Source organism: Paenibacillus sinopodophylli (assembly GCF_005930355.1).
Taxonomy (GTDB): Bacteria; Bacillota; Bacilli; order Paenibacillales; family Paenibacillaceae; genus Pristimantibacillus; species Pristimantibacillus sinopodophylli.
Window position 1 is genome coordinate 534,952 of the sequence record NZ_VDBO01000002.1, and the last position, 16,014, is coordinate 550,965.

19 protein-coding genes are annotated in these 16,014 nt (G+C 43.2%); 16 read left to right on the forward strand and 3 right to left on the reverse strand.

All coding sequences use genetic code 11. The features are described from left to right. Positions 1-385 precede the first annotated feature (385 nt). The 8 genes from trpE to FGT79_RS14540 all read left to right on the forward strand — a co-directional run bounded on the left by trpE (position 386) and on the right by FGT79_RS14540 (position 9,032). Positions 386-1,957, forward strand: coding sequence for an anthranilate synthase component I (trpE, locus tag FGT79_RS14505; protein WP_138753504.1), 1,572 nt, complete (start codon positions 386-388; stop codon positions 1,955-1,957). Then, positions 1,957-3,009 (forward strand): anthranilate phosphoribosyltransferase, encoded by a 1,053-nt coding sequence (gene trpD / locus FGT79_RS14510; RefSeq protein ID WP_138753505.1) that lies wholly within the window; start codon positions 1,957-1,959, stop codon positions 3,007-3,009. The genes trpE and trpD overlap by 1 nt, the downstream gene beginning before the upstream one ends. Next, positions 2,996-3,796: an indole-3-glycerol phosphate synthase TrpC gene (trpC, locus tag FGT79_RS14515; RefSeq protein ID WP_138753506.1), complete on the forward strand. Its 801-nt coding sequence runs from the start codon at positions 2,996-2,998 to the stop codon at positions 3,794-3,796. Before trpD ends, trpC begins: the two co-directional genes overlap by 14 nt. Next, positions 3,793-4,470 (forward strand): phosphoribosylanthranilate isomerase, encoded by a 678-nt coding sequence (locus tag FGT79_RS14520; RefSeq protein ID WP_138753507.1) that lies wholly within the window; start codon positions 3,793-3,795, stop codon positions 4,468-4,470. The genes trpC and FGT79_RS14520 overlap by 4 nt, the downstream gene beginning before the upstream one ends. Continuing rightward, a complete protein-coding gene (gene trpB / locus FGT79_RS14525) occupies positions 4,467-5,672 on the forward strand; it encodes a tryptophan synthase subunit beta (protein ID WP_138753508.1) in 1,206 nt (401 codons plus the stop codon). Before FGT79_RS14520 ends, trpB begins: the two co-directional genes overlap by 4 nt. Next, positions 5,659-6,468: a tryptophan synthase subunit alpha gene (gene trpA, locus FGT79_RS14530; protein ID WP_138753509.1), complete on the forward strand. Its 810-nt coding sequence runs from the start codon at positions 5,659-5,661 to the stop codon at positions 6,466-6,468. Before trpB ends, trpA begins: the two co-directional genes overlap by 14 nt. Before the next feature lie 370 nt (positions 6,469-6,838). Next, positions 6,839-7,936 carry a histidinol-phosphate transaminase gene (hisC, locus tag FGT79_RS14535; protein ID WP_138753510.1) on the forward strand — a complete coding sequence of 366 codons (1,098 nt, stop codon included), beginning with the start codon at positions 6,839-6,841 and terminating at the stop codon, positions 7,934-7,936. Between the two features lie 4 nt (positions 7,937-7,940). Further along, complete coding sequence (locus FGT79_RS14540) at positions 7,941-9,032, forward strand: prephenate dehydrogenase (RefSeq protein ID WP_138753511.1); 1,092 nt, start codon at positions 7,941-7,943, stop codon at positions 9,030-9,032. Positions 9,033-9,314: 282 nt separating this feature from the next. On the opposite strand, the gene FGT79_RS14545 is transcribed toward FGT79_RS14540, so the two are convergent. The 3 genes from FGT79_RS14545 to FGT79_RS14555 all read right to left on the reverse strand — a co-directional run bounded on the left by FGT79_RS14545 (position 9,315) and on the right by FGT79_RS14555 (position 12,249). Further along, positions 9,315-10,826 carry a recombinase family protein gene (locus tag FGT79_RS14545; RefSeq protein WP_138753512.1) on the reverse strand — a complete coding sequence of 504 codons (1,512 nt, stop codon included), beginning with the start codon at positions 10,824-10,826 and terminating at the stop codon, positions 9,315-9,317. 22 nt (positions 10,827-10,848) lie between these two features. After that, a complete protein-coding gene (locus tag FGT79_RS14550; RefSeq protein ID WP_138753513.1) occupies positions 10,849-11,532 on the reverse strand; it encodes a LexA family protein in 684 nt (227 codons plus the stop codon). A 357-nt stretch (positions 11,533-11,889) separates the two neighbouring features. After that, positions 11,890-12,249 carry a helix-turn-helix domain-containing protein gene (locus FGT79_RS14555; RefSeq protein ID WP_171056239.1) on the reverse strand — a complete coding sequence of 120 codons (360 nt, stop codon included), beginning with the start codon at positions 12,247-12,249 and terminating at the stop codon, positions 11,890-11,892. A gap of 143 nt (positions 12,250-12,392) precedes the next feature. Between FGT79_RS14555 and FGT79_RS14560 the strand changes: the two genes are divergently transcribed. From FGT79_RS14560 to FGT79_RS14590, 8 genes are all read left to right on the forward strand, one after another. Then, positions 12,393-12,584, forward strand: a complete 192-nt coding sequence (locus FGT79_RS14560; protein WP_342778488.1) for a helix-turn-helix transcriptional regulator — start codon at positions 12,393-12,395, stop codon at positions 12,582-12,584. 465 nt (positions 12,585-13,049) lie between these two features. After that, positions 13,050-14,222 carry an Alp7A family actin-like protein gene (locus FGT79_RS14565; protein ID WP_138753515.1) on the forward strand — a complete coding sequence of 391 codons (1,173 nt, stop codon included), beginning with the start codon at positions 13,050-13,052 and terminating at the stop codon, positions 14,220-14,222. Then, positions 14,219-14,554 carry a hypothetical protein gene (locus FGT79_RS14570; protein ID WP_138753516.1) on the forward strand — a complete coding sequence of 112 codons (336 nt, stop codon included), beginning with the start codon at positions 14,219-14,221 and terminating at the stop codon, positions 14,552-14,554. Before FGT79_RS14565 ends, FGT79_RS14570 begins: the two co-directional genes overlap by 4 nt. A gap of 55 nt (positions 14,555-14,609) precedes the next feature. Then, positions 14,610-14,762, forward strand: a complete 153-nt coding sequence (locus tag FGT79_RS14575; protein WP_246096431.1) for an aspartyl-phosphate phosphatase Spo0E family protein — start codon at positions 14,610-14,612, stop codon at positions 14,760-14,762. Between the two features lie 18 nt (positions 14,763-14,780). Continuing rightward, positions 14,781-14,933: a hypothetical protein gene (locus FGT79_RS31190; RefSeq protein WP_171056240.1), complete on the forward strand. Its 153-nt coding sequence runs from the start codon at positions 14,781-14,783 to the stop codon at positions 14,931-14,933. Between the two features lie 103 nt (positions 14,934-15,036). Next, positions 15,037-15,360 (forward strand): hypothetical protein, encoded by a 324-nt coding sequence (locus tag FGT79_RS14580; RefSeq protein ID WP_138753517.1) that lies wholly within the window; start codon positions 15,037-15,039, stop codon positions 15,358-15,360. Beyond that, complete coding sequence (locus tag FGT79_RS14585; RefSeq protein WP_246096432.1) at positions 15,357-15,647, forward strand: hypothetical protein; 291 nt, start codon at positions 15,357-15,359, stop codon at positions 15,645-15,647. The genes FGT79_RS14580 and FGT79_RS14585 overlap by 4 nt, the downstream gene beginning before the upstream one ends. Then, positions 15,644-15,886, forward strand: coding sequence for a hypothetical protein (locus tag FGT79_RS14590; protein WP_138753518.1), 243 nt, complete (start codon positions 15,644-15,646; stop codon positions 15,884-15,886). The genes FGT79_RS14585 and FGT79_RS14590 overlap by 4 nt, the downstream gene beginning before the upstream one ends. The last annotated feature ends 128 nt before the right edge of the window (positions 15,887-16,014 follow it).

Sequence of the window (16,014 nt, forward strand, 5' to 3'; positions counted from 1 at the left end):
AGTTACGTAAGTGAGAGTAGCAGAGTTTTTTCTGAGTTGAGATGAGTCGAGACTAGTTTAGAGTAGCAGAGTGAGGCACGCAGTGTTAGGGAATTGTCGGAAGAGCTGAACAATGGCTTGCGCGTAGGCGTATGGCGTTGTAAAAGTGCTGTTTCTGCCTATCCTTCGATGTGTTTCTTCCGCTTACACACTTCCGTCATCATCTAACCCAACGCTCCTGCTCTGGCAGGAGCTTTTTTTGTATTTTTTGATAGATTTTTCTACGCATAGGAAAGGATATGAGTTTGCTCATACTTTCTCTATACGTCTACGCGAAACGTGAGCATAGCCGCCAGAGGACGGCTTCAGCCGTTTACGCTTGATCGCAAAGGGAGGATGTTTCTGAATGTCAAATGAGCTGCAACAGGTTACCCGTCTCGCAAGCCAATACAATTTAATTCCAATCGTTCGTTACATGATGGCAGACACCGAAACACCGATCCGTTTGTTCCAGCATTTCGCGAAGGAGGATCACGCCTTTCTTCTAGAGAGTGTGGAAGGTGGTGCGAAGTGGGCTAGAAATTCATTCATCGGTACTGATCCGTTTATGATGCTCTACGGCAAGAACGGCGAGATGGTGCTGGAGCGCGGCGGCGAGAAACATGTTCTTGGCGATAAGCCGATTGAGCTGCTTAAGGCTCATTTGCGCTCCTTCCGGAGCCCATCATTGCCAGAACTTCCTCCATTCACGGGAGGAGCAATCGGATTCTTTGGCTATGATCTGCTGCAATATTATGAGAAGCTTCCAGCTCATCGGATTGATGATCTGAATATGAATGATATGCAGTTCATGTTCTGCGATCAAGTGATCGTATTCGACCACTTCAAACAAAGGCTGCAAATTGTCGGCAACGTGCATGTAGCTGATGGTGCCACCGATGCTGAGATTGCGATTAGCTATCATGCGGCAATTGCCAAGATTGAAGCAACGATTGAGCGACTTCAGCAGCCTGTAACGATTCCTGTAACGACAGGAAGCTCGATTGAAGTGGATTATGAGCTTGGCGATATTCAGTCCAATGTAACGAAAGAGCAGTTCATGTCGAATATCGAGCAGGCGAAGCAATATATCCGCGCTGGTGATATTTTTCAAGTGGTACTGTCGCAGCGCTTCAATATTGACACGGACATCGATCCTTTGCATGTGTACCGGGTGCTTCGTACAATGAACCCATCCCCTTATATGTATTATTTGAAAATGGGCGAAGAGGTTATTGTAGGTACGTCGCCTGAGGCGCTTGTTAAGGTAAACGGGGATAGAGTTGAGACTAGACCAATCGCAGGAACCAGACCTCGCGGCAAAACGCCTGAGGAGGATAAAGCGCTTGAGCTTGAGCTGCTGGCGGATGAGAAGGAACGCGCTGAGCATCTGATGCTGGTGGATCTCGGCCGCAATGACATTGGCAGAGTATCTGAATTCGGCACCGTAAAATGTGATTCCTTCATGGAGATCGAGCGCTATTCGCATGTTATGCATATTGTATCGAACGTATCTGGCAAGCTGCATAAGGACAAGGACTTCTTCGATGCATTTGTTTCTTGTTTGCCTGCGGGCACGGTATCAGGGGCTCCAAAGCTGAGAGCGATGGAAATTATTGCGGAGCTCGAGAATGAGGCACGCGGTGCATATGCAGGCGCTATAGGTTATTTGGGCTTCGGCGGTTCTATGGACACTTGCATTACAATCCGTACGATTATTTTCAAGCATGGCAAAGCATATGTTCAAGCCGGAGCAGGCATCGTATGGGATTCGGTTCCCGAGAGCGAATACATGGAAACTGTTAATAAGGCGAAAGGCATGCTGAAGGCCATTCGTACAGCTGAGGCGATTTTCGCACAGCCTAAGGGCCAGCAGGGCGGCTATAACGCCATCAATTCGGATTATTACGTCAAGGCCGGAGAGGGGCTTGGTCAATAATGCAGGCAACCGAAGCCATCACGATGCAGCAGGCTCTTAATCAGTTGATTAGCGGAACGAGCCTTACGCGTGAGCAAGCAAGCAGCGTCATGAGTATTATTATGAGTGGTGAGGCGACAGCTGTGCAAATTGCTGGCGTCGTGACCGCGATGCGCATGAAAGGTGAAACGAAGGATGAGATTACCGGATTCGCACAAGCCATGCGCGCGCATTCCAGTCATCTGCATACGGAGCAGGAGGGTCTGCTTGATACTTGTGGTACTGGCGGCTCAGGCATCCATAAGTTTAATATATCGACGGCATCATCTATTATAGCAGCAGCTGCAGGCATACGAGTAGCCAAGCATGGCAACCGTGCGATGTCGGGCAAGACAGGAAGCGCGGATGTATTGGAAGCACTTGGCGTTCAGATTACGATCACGCCGGAGCAGGCAGCACAATGTCTCGAAGATATCGGCATCTGCTTCATGTTCGCTCAGCTGTATCATCCATCGCTGCGTCATGCATCTGTTCCTCGCAAGGAGCTAGGCATTCGGACGATCTTCAACATGCTGGGCCCTCTTACGAATCCAGCAGGAGCAGACAGACAGCTTCTAGGCCTCTACGATCGTGCACGTACGTCAACAGTTGCTGAGGTGCTTGGTGAGCTCGGCTTGAAGCGGGCGATGGTTGTGAGCAGCCATGACGGGTTGGATGAAATCAGCATATCCGCACCGACGCAAATTTCGGAGCTGCTGGATGGCAAGGTCAGAACATTCGATATTACCCCAGAAGAGCTGGGGCTGAAGAGATGGCCGATTTCCGACGTAATGGGCGGTGAGCCGGAAGTGAATGCCGCGCTTATTCGCGCCATATTCGCAGGCGAGCAGCAAGGTGCTTATCGGGATATTGTACTTGCGAACGCTGGTGCATGCATCTACGTTGGCGGCTTGGCGGGCTCCCTCCAAGACGGGGTTGCCGCTGCGGCAAAGGTTATAGATTCAGGAGAGGCGCAGCGCAAGCTTGCTAGCCTTATTCAAACGACAGGAGAGTTGGCACATGTTTCTGGATAAAATTGTAGCAACAAAGCGCGCAGAGGTGGAGGAGCTTGCTTCACGCTTTAATCTTTCAGAGGTCGAGAAGCAAATCACAGCGCTTGAGAACTGCCGCGGATTCGAGCACGCCGTATCGGCTGCAGGCCGCAACCGGAGCATGGGTCTGATTGCTGAAGTGAAGAAGGCATCTCCTTCGAAAGGACTCATTCGCGCCGATTTCGACCCGGCAACGCTTGCTGCGGCTTATGAGACTGCTGGGGCGGATTGCATATCTGTCCTTACTGATCGCGACTATTTCCAAGGCTCGAATGCGTTCCTCCAAGCTGTCAAAGAAAAGGTCAAGGTACCGCTTCTACGCAAAGACTTTACCATCGATTATCGGCAAATTTATGAAGCGCGCCTCATTGGTGCTGACGCTATTCTTCTGATTGCTGCTATTATGACACCGGCACAGCTAGGCGAGTTCCACGATTTGGCCAAATCGATTGGCCTCGATGTGTTGGTTGAGGTTCACAATCAAGAAGAGCTTGAAGGCGTGCTGGAGCTTGGCAAAGCGAGTTTGATTGGAGTTAACAATCGCGACTTGAAATCATTCGTAACGGATTTGAAAACGACGGAGTCATTGATCGGATATATGCCGGAGCATATTACTATCATTAGCGAGAGCGGAATAGCTGGCAAGTCGGATATGGATTATTTGCAATCGATCGGCGCGCACGGCGTTCTAATCGGCGAGTATTTCATGCGGCATGAGAACGTCGCTCAATCGGTTTTAGATCTGATGGGCGCGGTGAACCCTCGATGAGCAGGAGCCCGCGTATCAAAATATGCGGATTAATGGACACGCGAACGATCCAAGCGATGGACGGTCTGCCCATTCATGAGATTGGGTTCGTGTTCGCCCCAAGCAAGCGACAAGTTGCAGGTGCAGAAGCAGCGTTGCTTGTTGCAGAAGCAAAGCTTCTAAATGGAGCAGATGGCGTTAGACCATTAACAGTTGGCGTATTTGTAAATGAGGCTTTCGATAGTCTTCGAGCAATTCTTGCAGAAACGCAGCTTGATGTGGCTCAGTTGCACGGCAGCGAACCGCCTGAATACTGTAAGGCTGTTCGAGATAAGCTGAATGTACAAGTGTGGAAAGTGTTCTCTATGAAGAAGGAACAAGAAGACAATACACCTGTTGCAGCGATAGTGAGGCTATCTCCCTATCGAGCAGATATTGATGTTGTCTTAATCGACGCTCCTGGGGGCGGAACAGGGCAAACCTTTGATTGGGATGCGATAAATGAGTATCAGCAAGCAGCCGAAGAGCTAGGCATACCGCTCTACGTAGCAGGCGGACTTCATGAAGGCAATGTGCAGGAGCTTCTGAGCAGCTATGCGCCAACTGGCATTGATGTATCCAGTGGAGTAGAAACGGATGGACGCAAGGATATCGAAAAAATCCGATTATTTGTAAGAAGGGTGAGAGAGGCATGACACAAGTACCAGATCAGAACGGCCGCTTCGGGAAGTTTGGCGGGAGATATGTACCGGAGACGTTGATGAACGCATTGCTTGAGCTAGAGGAAGCGTATCTCCATTATTCGAAAGATCAGGCTTTTAAGGACGAAATTCATTATTTGCTGCACAAGTACTCGGGCCGCCCGACATCGCTTTATTATGCAGAGCGTCTCTCTGCGCATCTTGGCGGCGCAAAAATTTACTTAAAGCGTGAAGATCTTAATCATACAGGTGCACATAAGATCAATAATACAATCGGCCAAGGTGTCTTGGCGAAACGTATGGGCAAGTCGAAAATTATTGCAGAAACCGGTGCAGGCCAGCACGGTGTAGCTTCGGCAACGATTGCTGCACTGCTTGGGCTAGAATGTAAAGTGTTCATGGGCGAGGAAGATATGAAGCGTCAACAGCTCAACGTATTCCGTATGCAGCTGCTAGGATCTGAGGTTGTACCTGTTCTGTCTGGAACTAGAACACTTAAAGACGCTTGTAACGAAACGCTTCGCTACTGGGTAAGCCATGTTGATGATACTTACTATATATTGGGCTCTGTTACAGGTCCGCATCCCTACCCGATGATGGTTCGAGATTTCCAACGGATTATTGGTGATGAAGCACGCAAGCAAATCATCACAGAAGAGGGCAGGCTGCCAGATTACGTAGTTGCGGCAGTTGGCGGCGGCAGCAATGCTATGGGTATTTTCTATCCATTTGTTAATGACGATAGTGTGAAGCTGCTCGGCGTTGAAGCGGCTGGCCGCGGCGTCGATACAACCCAGCATGCAGCTACGATGACCAAAGGTCGTCACGGCATATTCCAAGGTTCCATGAGCTACGTCCTGCAGGATGAGCATGGTCAGGTACAGCCGGCACATTCGATATCCGCGGGACTAGATTATCCTGGTATCGGCCCGGAGCACGCTTATTTGAAGGACTCCGGTCGTGCGGAATATGTTCCTGTTACCGATGCGGAGGCTCTTGAAGCGCTCCAACTTCTGTCACGCACGGAAGGAATTATACCAGCTCTTGAATCTGCACATGCCATCGCTCAGACGATTAAGCTTGCTCCAACTCTAGATAAGGATAAAGTGATTGTAGTCAGCTTATCAGGTCGTGGAGACAAGGATGTAGAAGCGATTATGGGCTATTTGGGGGTAGAAAAACATGAATCTCATTGATACGGCGTTTGCCCGGTTGAAAGTAGAGGGAAAGACGGCATTAATTCCATTTCTAACGATGGGCGATCCTGATCTCGCGACCTCGGTCGCGATTATCAAGACGCTTGAAGAGTCAGGCGCCGATATGATTGAACTTGGCGTTCCTTATTCTGATCCGCTGGCAGACGGTCCTGTCATACAACGGGCATCCGAGCGAGCGTTGCTTAACAATCGTATTACGCTGCGCGATTGCATTGAAGTAGCTGAGCAGGCGCGCGAGGCTGGTGTTAAGATTCCGTTTATTCTCTTTACTTACTATAATCCAATCTTCCAATTCGGCTTAGAAGCGTTCTTCGAGCTTGTGAAAAGTAAAGGCATCAGCGGACTGATTATTCCTGATTTGCCGATCGAAGAGGATGGAGAGGTTCGTCAGCTAGCTGAAGCAGCTGATGTGCATCTTATCCCGCTCGTTGCACCAACCTCGAACGATCGTGTTACTCGGATCTCGCGTAAAGCAAGAGGCTTTGTGTATTGCGTATCTTCGCTTGGCGTTACGGGAGTCAGAGCAGATTTCCACAAAGGCATCGATGATTTTCTTAGCTTGGTTCGTGAAGCGACCGATTTGCCAATCGCAGTCGGCTTCGGGATTTCAAGCCGTGAGCAGGTGGCTCGGTTTGAAAAGCAATGTGACGGCGTAATCGTCGGCAGTGCGATCGTCCGCCAGATTGAAGAGGCTATTCCATTGCTGAACGATGCTAGCAGACGAGAAGCTGGGCTTAAGCAGATAGGCGATTTTGTTGCCTCGTTGAAAGGGTAACGAGCAGCTTTCTGTCGGAAGCAGCAGGGTATACAATTCTTAAATAGTAGGTAATAAAGTGCCTTCTTGTCGGATGACAAGAGGGCTTTTTGCTGCTTCTTATGAAGGAAGTGATGCTGCAACAATCAACGAGCTATTGTCGTCTTTGGCATAGCACCTTCATAATGAAATGTTCAAAGTATCAAAAACATATATTTCCTAGTTGATTGTGTGCGATAATGAACAAGCTTGTTTAGCGAATGCTTGCAAATATAGTATAAACGAGGCATAAGTCACATCTTTGTGTAAAAAAACTTTAAAACGGTACACAGATATGAGACAATGGACAACGAGTATGACTATTAGTCAATGATAAAGAGGTGAACGGCTCATGCAGCCCAAAAGTAATATCGTCCACCTTCCCGTCTATCAACCCGGTAAGCCGGTTGAAGATGTTAAGAGGGAGCTAGGGTTAACAGAAGTAATTAAGCTTGCATCAAACGAAAATCCGTTTGGGTGTTCCGAGCAAGCGAAAACAGCAGTCATCGAGGAACTAGGGAATTTCAATATATATCCAGATGGTGCTAGTGTGGAATTAACGGCGGCACTGGCGAAAGAGCTTCAAGTGCACACGAACCAAATTATTTTCGGCACAGGCTCCAGTGAAATTATACTTATGATTAATAGAGCGTTTATGTCTCCTGGAGACGAAACGATTATGGCGGATGAAACATTCCCACAATATAAACACAATGCAGAAATCGAGAATTCGCGTATTGTAGAGGTTCCACTCAAAGAGGGCAAGCATGATCTGCCTGCAATGGTAGCTCAAATTAATGACCGTACCAAAATCATTTGGATATGCAACCCGAACAATCCGACCGGAACGATCGTGACATTGCAGGAATTATCTGCATTTATGCAGCAGGTACCAGCGAATGTGTTGGTCGTACTTGACGAAGCATATGGCGAATACATTGAGGATGCAGCGTTCCCAGATGGTGTTCAACTTCTCAAAGAGCATCGCAATCTGATTGTACTGCGTACTTTTTCCAAAATTTACGGATTAGCAGCGCTGCGTATCGGCTATGGTGTTGGACATCCAGATGTAATACGGTTTATTAATCAGGTTCGTGAACCGTTCAATACGTCCCGTGCTGCACAAGCGGCAGCGAAAGCAGCGATTGCAGACAAAACGTTTATTGCCTATTGCCGTGATCAGAATAAACAGGGACTAACCTATTTGGCGGAGCAATTCGATCGTCTTGGCTTGTCATATTTCCCAGCTTACGGCAACTTCATTATGGTAGATGTGAAGAGACCATCCCCCGAAGTATTCGACGGCTTGCTTCGCAGAGGCATTATTTCACGGCCGCGCTGGGCTTATTATCCGAACCATATCCGTATTACGGTAGGCACGCGTGAGCAGAATGAGAAATTTGTTGCTGCATTAGAACAGGTTTTAGAAGAATCGGCGGTGCAAGGATAAAGCTATGACTACAGTTGCGATTTTTGGAGTAGGGCTGATCGGAGGTTCGATCGCTCTTTGCTTTAAGGGGAAACCTGGAATTACCGTGATCGGCCATTCGAATCGGCCTTCTCAAGTGGAGAAATATTTGCAGAGAGGTGTCGTCGATATTGCGACGACTTCGATGCAGGAAGCCGCGGAGCAGGCAGATTTTATATTCGTATGCGTACCGGTTGGGAATATCGAAGAATACATGGAGAAGCTCTCCGCTTTCAAGCTTAAACCTGGCTGTATTATTACGGACGCAGGCAGCACCAAAGCTTCGGTTGCAGCATGTGCGAAATCGCTTGATTTCGGACAAGCTTTCTTTATCGGCGGCCATCCGATGGCAGGCTCTGAACGGACGGGAGTCGAGGCAGCCTCTTCTCATCTTTATGAGAATGCTTACTACGTGCTTACACCAGATGAGGAGACGCCGGAGGAGGTTGTCGATCGGCTTGTTGAGCTGCTTACGCATACGAAAGCGAATGTTGTTCGAGTGAATGCGAAGGAGCATGATGAGATCGCAGGGGCAATCAGTCATTTGCCGCATATTATTGCTGTATCGTTAGTGAACCAAATTCGCGGCTACAATGAGCAGAATGAACTATATGAATCACTCGCTGCTGGCGGGTTCCGTGATATTACGAGAATCGCCTCAGGCGATCCGATTCTTTGGCGTGATATTCTCATCAATAATCGTCAGGTCATATTAAAGCTGCTTCAGGACTGGAGCAATGAAACGAATAAGTTTGTTCAGATGCTCGAGCATGCAGATGGGGATGCTATTGCAGGTGCGTTCGAAACGGCGGGACACTTCCGCAGCAAAATGCCGGAGCGCCGCAAAGGGATGATTCATTCTGCATTTGATTGTTATGTAGACATTCCCGATCATCCCGGAATTATTGGTAAAATCACGAGTGAGTTAGGTAACAGTCTCATCAATCTAAGCAATATTCATATTATTGAAAGCAGGGAAGATGTACCAGGCATCCTGAGGCTGTCATTCCGAAGCCAAGAGTATTTGGATCAGGCTGTAATCCTGCTTACTGCAAAAGGCTATGACGTTCACCTTTAATCGGGTGAGCGTTTTTTTGTGCAAACATAGAAAGTGTATCCTTAGGTTATACATTCTCAATGGTACTCGGAATGAAACGTGCGGCGCTGCCAATGAAAGGCTAGAGCCGTTTCACCTTGATACAAGCGCTTCCAAAATAAATAAAAGAAAAATGAAAGCGCTTATTGACAAACTGGAAGCGTATACATATAATAAAGGTACAGTATGGTTTCTCTCCACTCCTATCCAAAAACTGTAGCTTTCATAATGAAGGCTGACCACTCTTCGGAGTGGTTTTTTTTTTTAGAAATACAATACCTCGTTTTTTCCGTAGCCTGATTTTGTATAGTTAATTTCTTGTATTTCTCCCCATCTAAAGTGAATTTCAGTAATTTTATTTGGAATGATCTTTTCAATAATTAGTTCTGTCATAATTCTTTTGTCATTTGAATCAAGACCAAGCTCAAATGCAATCGCGAGCTCGCTAAGAAGCTCATCAAAATTACCATACTTATTGTTCGTTTTTGGGATAGGCATATTTTCTAATTTTTTATTTATTTCGATTTGTTTCTTCTCATATCTTTTCATAAGGTCGCTAAAATGTTGTTCACTCAATTTTTGATGCATGTAGAAATCATCAAATACATTTTGAATTGCAATTTCTAAGTTTCTAGATTCAGTCTGTAGGTGTTGAATAACACTAAGCGTGTTGTCCGTTTCATCAATTATTTTACTAGATATTTGTTCTTTACTGTAACGACCGTTGCTTATATCAACTATTCTTTTTAAAATTGCATCATTAAGTGATGGGAGATCTATAACAGGACTCTTACAATTACCATTAGAATTTTTAGAGCTGCAAACATATCTTCTTGTTTTTTTGCTGCTAGTTTGCCTAGAATGCATTTTGCTTCCACACATTGGACAGCGTAGGATAGACGACAAGAGTTGTCTATTTTTACCTCTCCACATGTTATCTTTACCGAATAGAGTTCGCTGTATATACATGAAATCTTCTGTGGAAACCAGTGATGGGAAATTCATAAGTGGATATAAAACACCTTTCCATTTTTGCATGGCTGTATAGGAGATGTTATTTAACATATAACGAACTCTTCTAGGGGTCCATTTAACTCCAGTGTGAGTCAGAATAGATTCTGAATTAAGCCAGTTTGAAATGATATAAGTTCCTTTTCCTTCTTTAGCTAAATGGAAAGCTTGTTTAACAGCTTCTGCTTTAAAACCATCTTCAATGAATACTCCATCTTTCTTTATAATTCCAAAAGGGGCAGGACCGCCATTCCAGCGTCCTTTTTTTGCATTTATTTCCTTACTATCATTAGTAATATCGCTTAGATTATCGCTGAAATACTCATTTAGATTTACAAGGATGTTTGCAACCATTCTACCTGTTGGGGAACTAAAGTCCAGTAGCTCAGCAGTAGAACATATGTCCACCTTTAATTTTGAAAGTGATTCGTGAATAAGAATAAAGTCTTTTTTTCTTCGTGTTATTCGAGAAAGATTGAAGGCAACAAATTTTCTAACGCGTTTATGGCTATTAATATACTCAAATGCATTCATTAATCCTGGTCGTTTAAGATAACTTATTCTAAATCCTGAATAATCAATATCCTTAAAAACACCTACTAGTTTCCAATTATTCATATCACAAAAGCTTTGAATTTTCGCCATTTGTGTTTGCTCTGAAATATCCTCTTTATCCTCACGCTCATCACTTTGTCTTATATATCCAACTGCTTCAATAATTTCATCATTGTTTTCGTTTTGATCTAATTTTCTTTTAACAACCAACTTCCAATTCCTCCTTGTCCTTTTATCTAAATTTCTTTCTTAATTCAACTACTTTTCCTAAAACAGTTACTTCTTTAATATTCACAACAATTGGCTTGATTTTTTTATTCGATGGAACTAACACACAGATATTGTCTTTAAAGAACACTCGAAATAGTTTTGCAGAAGCACCATTAATTGAAATTAAAGTAATGTCATTGTAGTTAATCTCTTTGACAGCTGAACATATAGCTAAATCACCGTTGTTTATTGAGTCTTCTAACATTGTTTCCGAGTCTACTATTATTGCAAAGGCTTCTCCTTCAGAGTTGTAAGCTTTGTCTGCGAATTCAGTTCCTAAGACTCGATTTGTTCTTATATTATTTGAAATATTTTCATATACAGGTATCTCTATAAACTGGTTTTTCTCGATTTGTGAAGGTGAGGCAGTGTCTAGATTATTTAATTGAATAAATTTCAGTTTTATTTCTGCAGGAGCTTTTTCCAAAAAAGAGGCAGTGAGAAGTTGCTCAACATCTCCATTTGTAACTTTTGCTAACGCTCTTGTAAGGTCATCAGTAGCTGGCCTATCTGTTTTACCATTTTGTAGCTGGCTAATGTAACCTTTGCTGATGTTGAATCCGTACTTATTTAATTCAACTGAAATATCATGAAGTGTAAGACCAGATTTCGATATGTAGCTTTTGAGTAATTGATAATACGACATATATTTCACTCCTCTATCTTGACCATATTCTAATAAACGTTTCACTAAAAAGTCAATATATATATTTTTAACTATTGACTGAAACACCGGCATAATTTACTATGAACTAGCTGGGTAAATAAGGAAGAAGACCGCAGACATACATAGAATGCACAAAAGAGCAGCCAGTTTGGATGCCCCTTATATTAATTTATTTAATTTACATCTAGAGGAGAAGGTGAAGTGTTTGGAAATTAATGATTTAGTGAGGTTGATAACAATAATGACAAATAGAGAGATCGACAGTCTAATTAATATTTTGAGATTGGATCCACAAATGGACATGCTCGTAGAGTTTTTAGAAAGAATTCAAAGGAATTAGTCTTTAATAATAAATTGAACAGTTTTAAGAACATGTTCAATTTGATCTTTATTCATTTTTTCCAATAGTGTATACAGTTGAAGTTTCTTCTCTTCTGTCATATTGATATTTTCTAACCTTTTCATATCAAGACCATTTCTAATATCTGAATGTCCAGTTAAATAATCTGTTGTTACATTAAAAATCTCTGCAAGTTGTTTGAGATTATCAATGCTGGGCTGACGTTTACCTGCTTCATAGTTTGCATATGTTGGTCGAGCAACACCTATTTTTTTAGCAACAATATCTTGAGTCCATTCATTTCTTAACCTTTCATATTCTATCCGCTTACCTACTATTTCTTTAATAGTAATCACCTCAATACAATTATAACGTTTCTAAATGAAACATATACAGATTCATTTCAATAAGAAACAAAATGTTTGACAAGTTTCATATCGAAACATATAATAATTACATTGTTAGTTTCGTTATGAAACATACCAGGGGTGGTGATGTAATGAAAATGGTAAATCGTAACTGGCTAACTGAACTTAGAGGAAATGAATCGCAAGAAGTCGTTGCTGATCGTGCAGGTGTAAGTAGGAGTAATTATACAAACATTGAGAATGGCCTGCGCTCTCCAAGTGTAGACACTGCAAAAAAAATAGCTGGAGCATTAAACTTTGAATGGACTCGTTTTTTTAACTAAATATGTTTCGTATTGAAACATTTAAGACATAAGATTTAAACTAAATGAAGTACCAAAAAAGATGATCGATTAACAGTTGACCATCATCTCGAGGAGAAAAATAAAATTGTAGCCTAGACTCCTACAATTTTACACTTTTCCCCGTATTCACCGCAATGGGTTTTTATAAAATTCCACTGATGTTTGATTTATTCTTTCACGTTAATAGGATATTGAAGTAAAGAGGTGAGCTTAATTGAGAACTCTTGAAAACTATGAAGACGAATTTTTGAAACTTGTTGCAAAGGCGCTTAAAAATTATGCCCTTATTAAACAAAAAGAGATTATTGATACTAAAAACTCGTAATGAACAAAACTGTGCTTATTAATAATTAGTTGTTCTAGGTACTCCTGAATAGAAAGCAGATAATCTGCAAGAAATCATTGATTTTATTGACAGTTACTAACTCTTAGGAGGAATTACAATTGCAAATTAAACGTATGGTTACTGACTTTGGTAACTCGATTGGCCAACACATGATAGATGGCCATTATTTTGAGATGCCTTCTTCCATTAAAGAAATCTCAGTGAAAGACTTTGACGGCATGTTCGCACATAACATTCCAGAAGATTCACTGGATGAGCACCTCGTTATTAAACTTCTCGTGGACAGTAGAGAGCGTTATTTTATGGTCGGTAAACGTGCACAAGCTGAACTGCTAGGCAATGACCATATCTATACGCTTCATGATAAAACACAGTCCATGATCGTTTTGATCACTTGGCTTGCAAGCATAGCGGTATATCACGTTTTAAAACGTCCAGAGATTGATCAAGACACGGTGTACATTGATTATTTTGGCACATTATTACCGATCTGGCTCGTGAAAAAGGCTAATAGCTTTAAGGACAAATTAGAGACAATGTCTCATCGGTTCCTAGCGGATGTAACCTACGAGCTGCTCACACCTGGTTTCAATCGAACATTGACAATTAACGTAAATTACGCTGAATGCCGCATCGAAGGTGAAAATGCTAGACACGCCTTAAAGCAAGATTTAGAGGGGAATTTTAAAGAAGACGCTAAGCGATATAATGACGCATACACGGTTATTGACGATATAGGCGGTCAAAGTCAAGATTTGGTCAAGCTGCAGCACGGTTTAAGTGGTGCACAAAAAGCAGCCGATTTTGTATCATCCACGGACCAGAGCTATTTAGCCGTTTTAGAAAAATTAAGGACGGATAAGCTGATGGATTATTTTAAGGATGTTCGTTCACTTGAATCCTTTATTATTCAGCATATTGAAACAAGACGTTTTCTTTACAAAGATCCTGTATCACATAAGGATCAAGACTTATCCATTTTCATAGAACCCGTTTTACATGACTTTGCAGCTGTAGCCATGCTGAAGTCCTTACAAAGTTTTAGCTTTAATCAAGGGGATCTGGTCTACTATGTTCACATTGGTGGGGTAAACCAAGCATTACGATTTTACATGGTGACGTTCCTTACTAAAAAGCTAGGTGAAGAAGTTGCTAATAAGTATCATATTTTCCCAGAGGATTCGCGGAAATTAAATATTTATGCTTCTGAAATCGTAGCGAAGAACTACTTAAAACGTAGGCTCGAAGTTGGCGTTGGGATTGCTGAATGACACGCCGCGCACAATTCAACATCAGCGCATTGCGGTTTTCGGATGAAGTTCATGCTTTTCTGGAGAAATTGTCCTCTGAACGAAAGCTCTCAGAATGGCTTGCTGAGCAAGTAACCACGGCGATTAGGCGTAATGGTATGCCAATGGGTTGTGTCTCCTGCAGCAATGTTAGCTATGAATTAAAAGAGATCAAGCAGCTCCTTCTAAGTGGCTGCTTGATCGCACATTCAAAAGTTGTGGAAGTGGAACAGCGTAAACCTGTCGTCACACAAATCAGTAGTGATTCCATTAATCAGCTTATTGATGAAAACGATCTAGCATACGGTTTTTAAAGGTAGTCATTAGATGGCATTCTGCAGCAGAGCTGCCTATATGGAGGGATGCACGGTGGGGGATATCAACCAAATCATCGAGCAGAAGCGTGAACTAATGCAGGTTATGGCTGATCAACATGGTCATAATTTCATTCATCCGGAAGTCGTCAAAATAAGCCAAGAGTTGGATTTGCTCATTAATCAAGCCATGAAATTGAAGAGTTAATCGAGAGGAGAGAGGTTGATGGAAAAGCAATTTCCGTATCAAAACGATTTAGAGCAGCTTAGGGACGGCGAGAAACTCGTATTGTACATCGGTGAAAAGGCCTTTATCGTACAACTCGGAACAGATGAAGAGCTGGAGAAGATTAACCAAGGCGTTTTTATACTTACATAGCCGAAATGCCCAACGGGGCATCGCGAGGGTGATAGCTGCCCCTCGCCTGATGATGGCAGACTCCCTAGACGATAGAAAGTTACATGATCGGAGGCGTTATGTGATGGGCCTTAAAAAGCTGAAGACTAACTCGGACTATGATTTTGTCGAGGTCATTACCTATGACAAATCTAAGCGGATGTTATACCATCCTGACTTTCACATTAAGCAAGGTATTAGATTCACGAGTGAAGAGCTGGAGTATTTAAGTATGTTTTACGGCTTTGATCAATGTCGAACGTTAGCATTTGGTCTAGGGAAAACGGAATCAGTCATTACAGCCAAATACCATTATTTAAAGCGTAAAGGGCTATTAGATTTCTATCGTAATCGCTATATAAAAAAATACGAGGCATACAATGCCGGTGAGGAGCTGAGTAAGCTTTGATAAAGAAATTTGAAGATTGGCAAGGTGATCTCCATCATTTTTTGAAGATTGGAGATGAGGTTGATGAAGCATTCCAAGAATATTTTTTAAATGTACTGCCTCCAGCTTCGTGGACAGCGTCTCTTATCCAAATAGGTGAACCCTATAGCCATGTTGGAGGGAGAGCAACCTATGCGACGATAGCGAAGTGTGAGGGGAAATGGCTCTTTAAAGGGCATTGTCATAGGGGTCAACATACCGCTGCTGAATACCAAGTCAAATCAACTCATGGAGGTTTTCCAAGATGAAGGTGGATGAAAAGCTCAAACAGTACTTTTCAGAGAAAGCGTTAAAGGTCGAAGCCTATGTTTTTAAAGGGAATGTAACCATGGCGTCAACGGATATTATTGAGGTCATTGTGGAAGAGCTTGAACAGGCCGAGCAAGAAGAGGTACTTGGCAAGCTCCTTCAGCTGAATGGGTCAACGGAAGACATACATCAGTACTTAAAGTCCGTAGCGCTATCCTTTTTCATAGACCTAGCATAGAAAACGGATCGTTTAACGAATATAAGGGATCGAGGTTAGCAGATGGCTGCTCTATCAAAAGACCAGGCACATAAAATGATTGATGACTTCTCTAATGTGTTCCGAACGAAGAGAGATACAGAGGCTTA

Bases quoted from the DNA above. Each gene is read 5' to 3' on its own strand.
- FGT79_RS14560 (WP_342778488.1), top strand. From the start codon at position 12,393: ATGAAAATGGTAAATCGTAACTGGCTAACTGAACTTAGAGGAAATGAA.
- trpE (WP_138753504.1), top strand. From the start codon at position 386: ATGTCAAATGAGCTGCAACAGGTTACCCGTCTCGCAAGCCAATACAAT.
- hisC (WP_138753510.1), top strand. From the start codon at position 6,839: ATGCAGCCCAAAAGTAATATCGTCCACCTTCCCGTCTATCAACCCGGT.
- FGT79_RS14520 (WP_138753507.1), top strand. From the start codon at position 3,793: ATGAGCAGGAGCCCGCGTATCAAAATATGCGGATTAATGGACACGCGA.
- trpB (WP_138753508.1), top strand. From the start codon at position 4,467: ATGACACAAGTACCAGATCAGAACGGCCGCTTCGGGAAGTTTGGCGGG.
- FGT79_RS14550 (WP_138753513.1), bottom strand. From the start codon at position 11,532: ATGTCGTATTATCAATTACTCAAAAGCTACATATCGAAATCTGGTCTT.
- FGT79_RS14540 (WP_138753511.1), top strand. From the start codon at position 7,941: ATGACTACAGTTGCGATTTTTGGAGTAGGGCTGATCGGAGGTTCGATC.
- trpC (WP_138753506.1), top strand. From the start codon at position 2,996: ATGTTTCTGGATAAAATTGTAGCAACAAAGCGCGCAGAGGTGGAGGAG.
- FGT79_RS31190 (WP_171056240.1), top strand. From the start codon at position 14,781: ATGGAAAAGCAATTTCCGTATCAAAACGATTTAGAGCAGCTTAGGGAC.
- FGT79_RS14570 (WP_138753516.1), top strand. From the start codon at position 14,219: ATGACACGCCGCGCACAATTCAACATCAGCGCATTGCGGTTTTCGGAT.
- FGT79_RS14580 (WP_138753517.1), top strand. From the start codon at position 15,037: ATGGGCCTTAAAAAGCTGAAGACTAACTCGGACTATGATTTTGTCGAG.
- trpD (WP_138753505.1), top strand. From the start codon at position 1,957: ATGCAGGCAACCGAAGCCATCACGATGCAGCAGGCTCTTAATCAGTTG.
- trpA (WP_138753509.1), top strand. From the start codon at position 5,659: ATGAATCTCATTGATACGGCGTTTGCCCGGTTGAAAGTAGAGGGAAAG.
- FGT79_RS14590 (WP_138753518.1), top strand. From the start codon at position 15,644: ATGAAGGTGGATGAAAAGCTCAAACAGTACTTTTCAGAGAAAGCGTTA.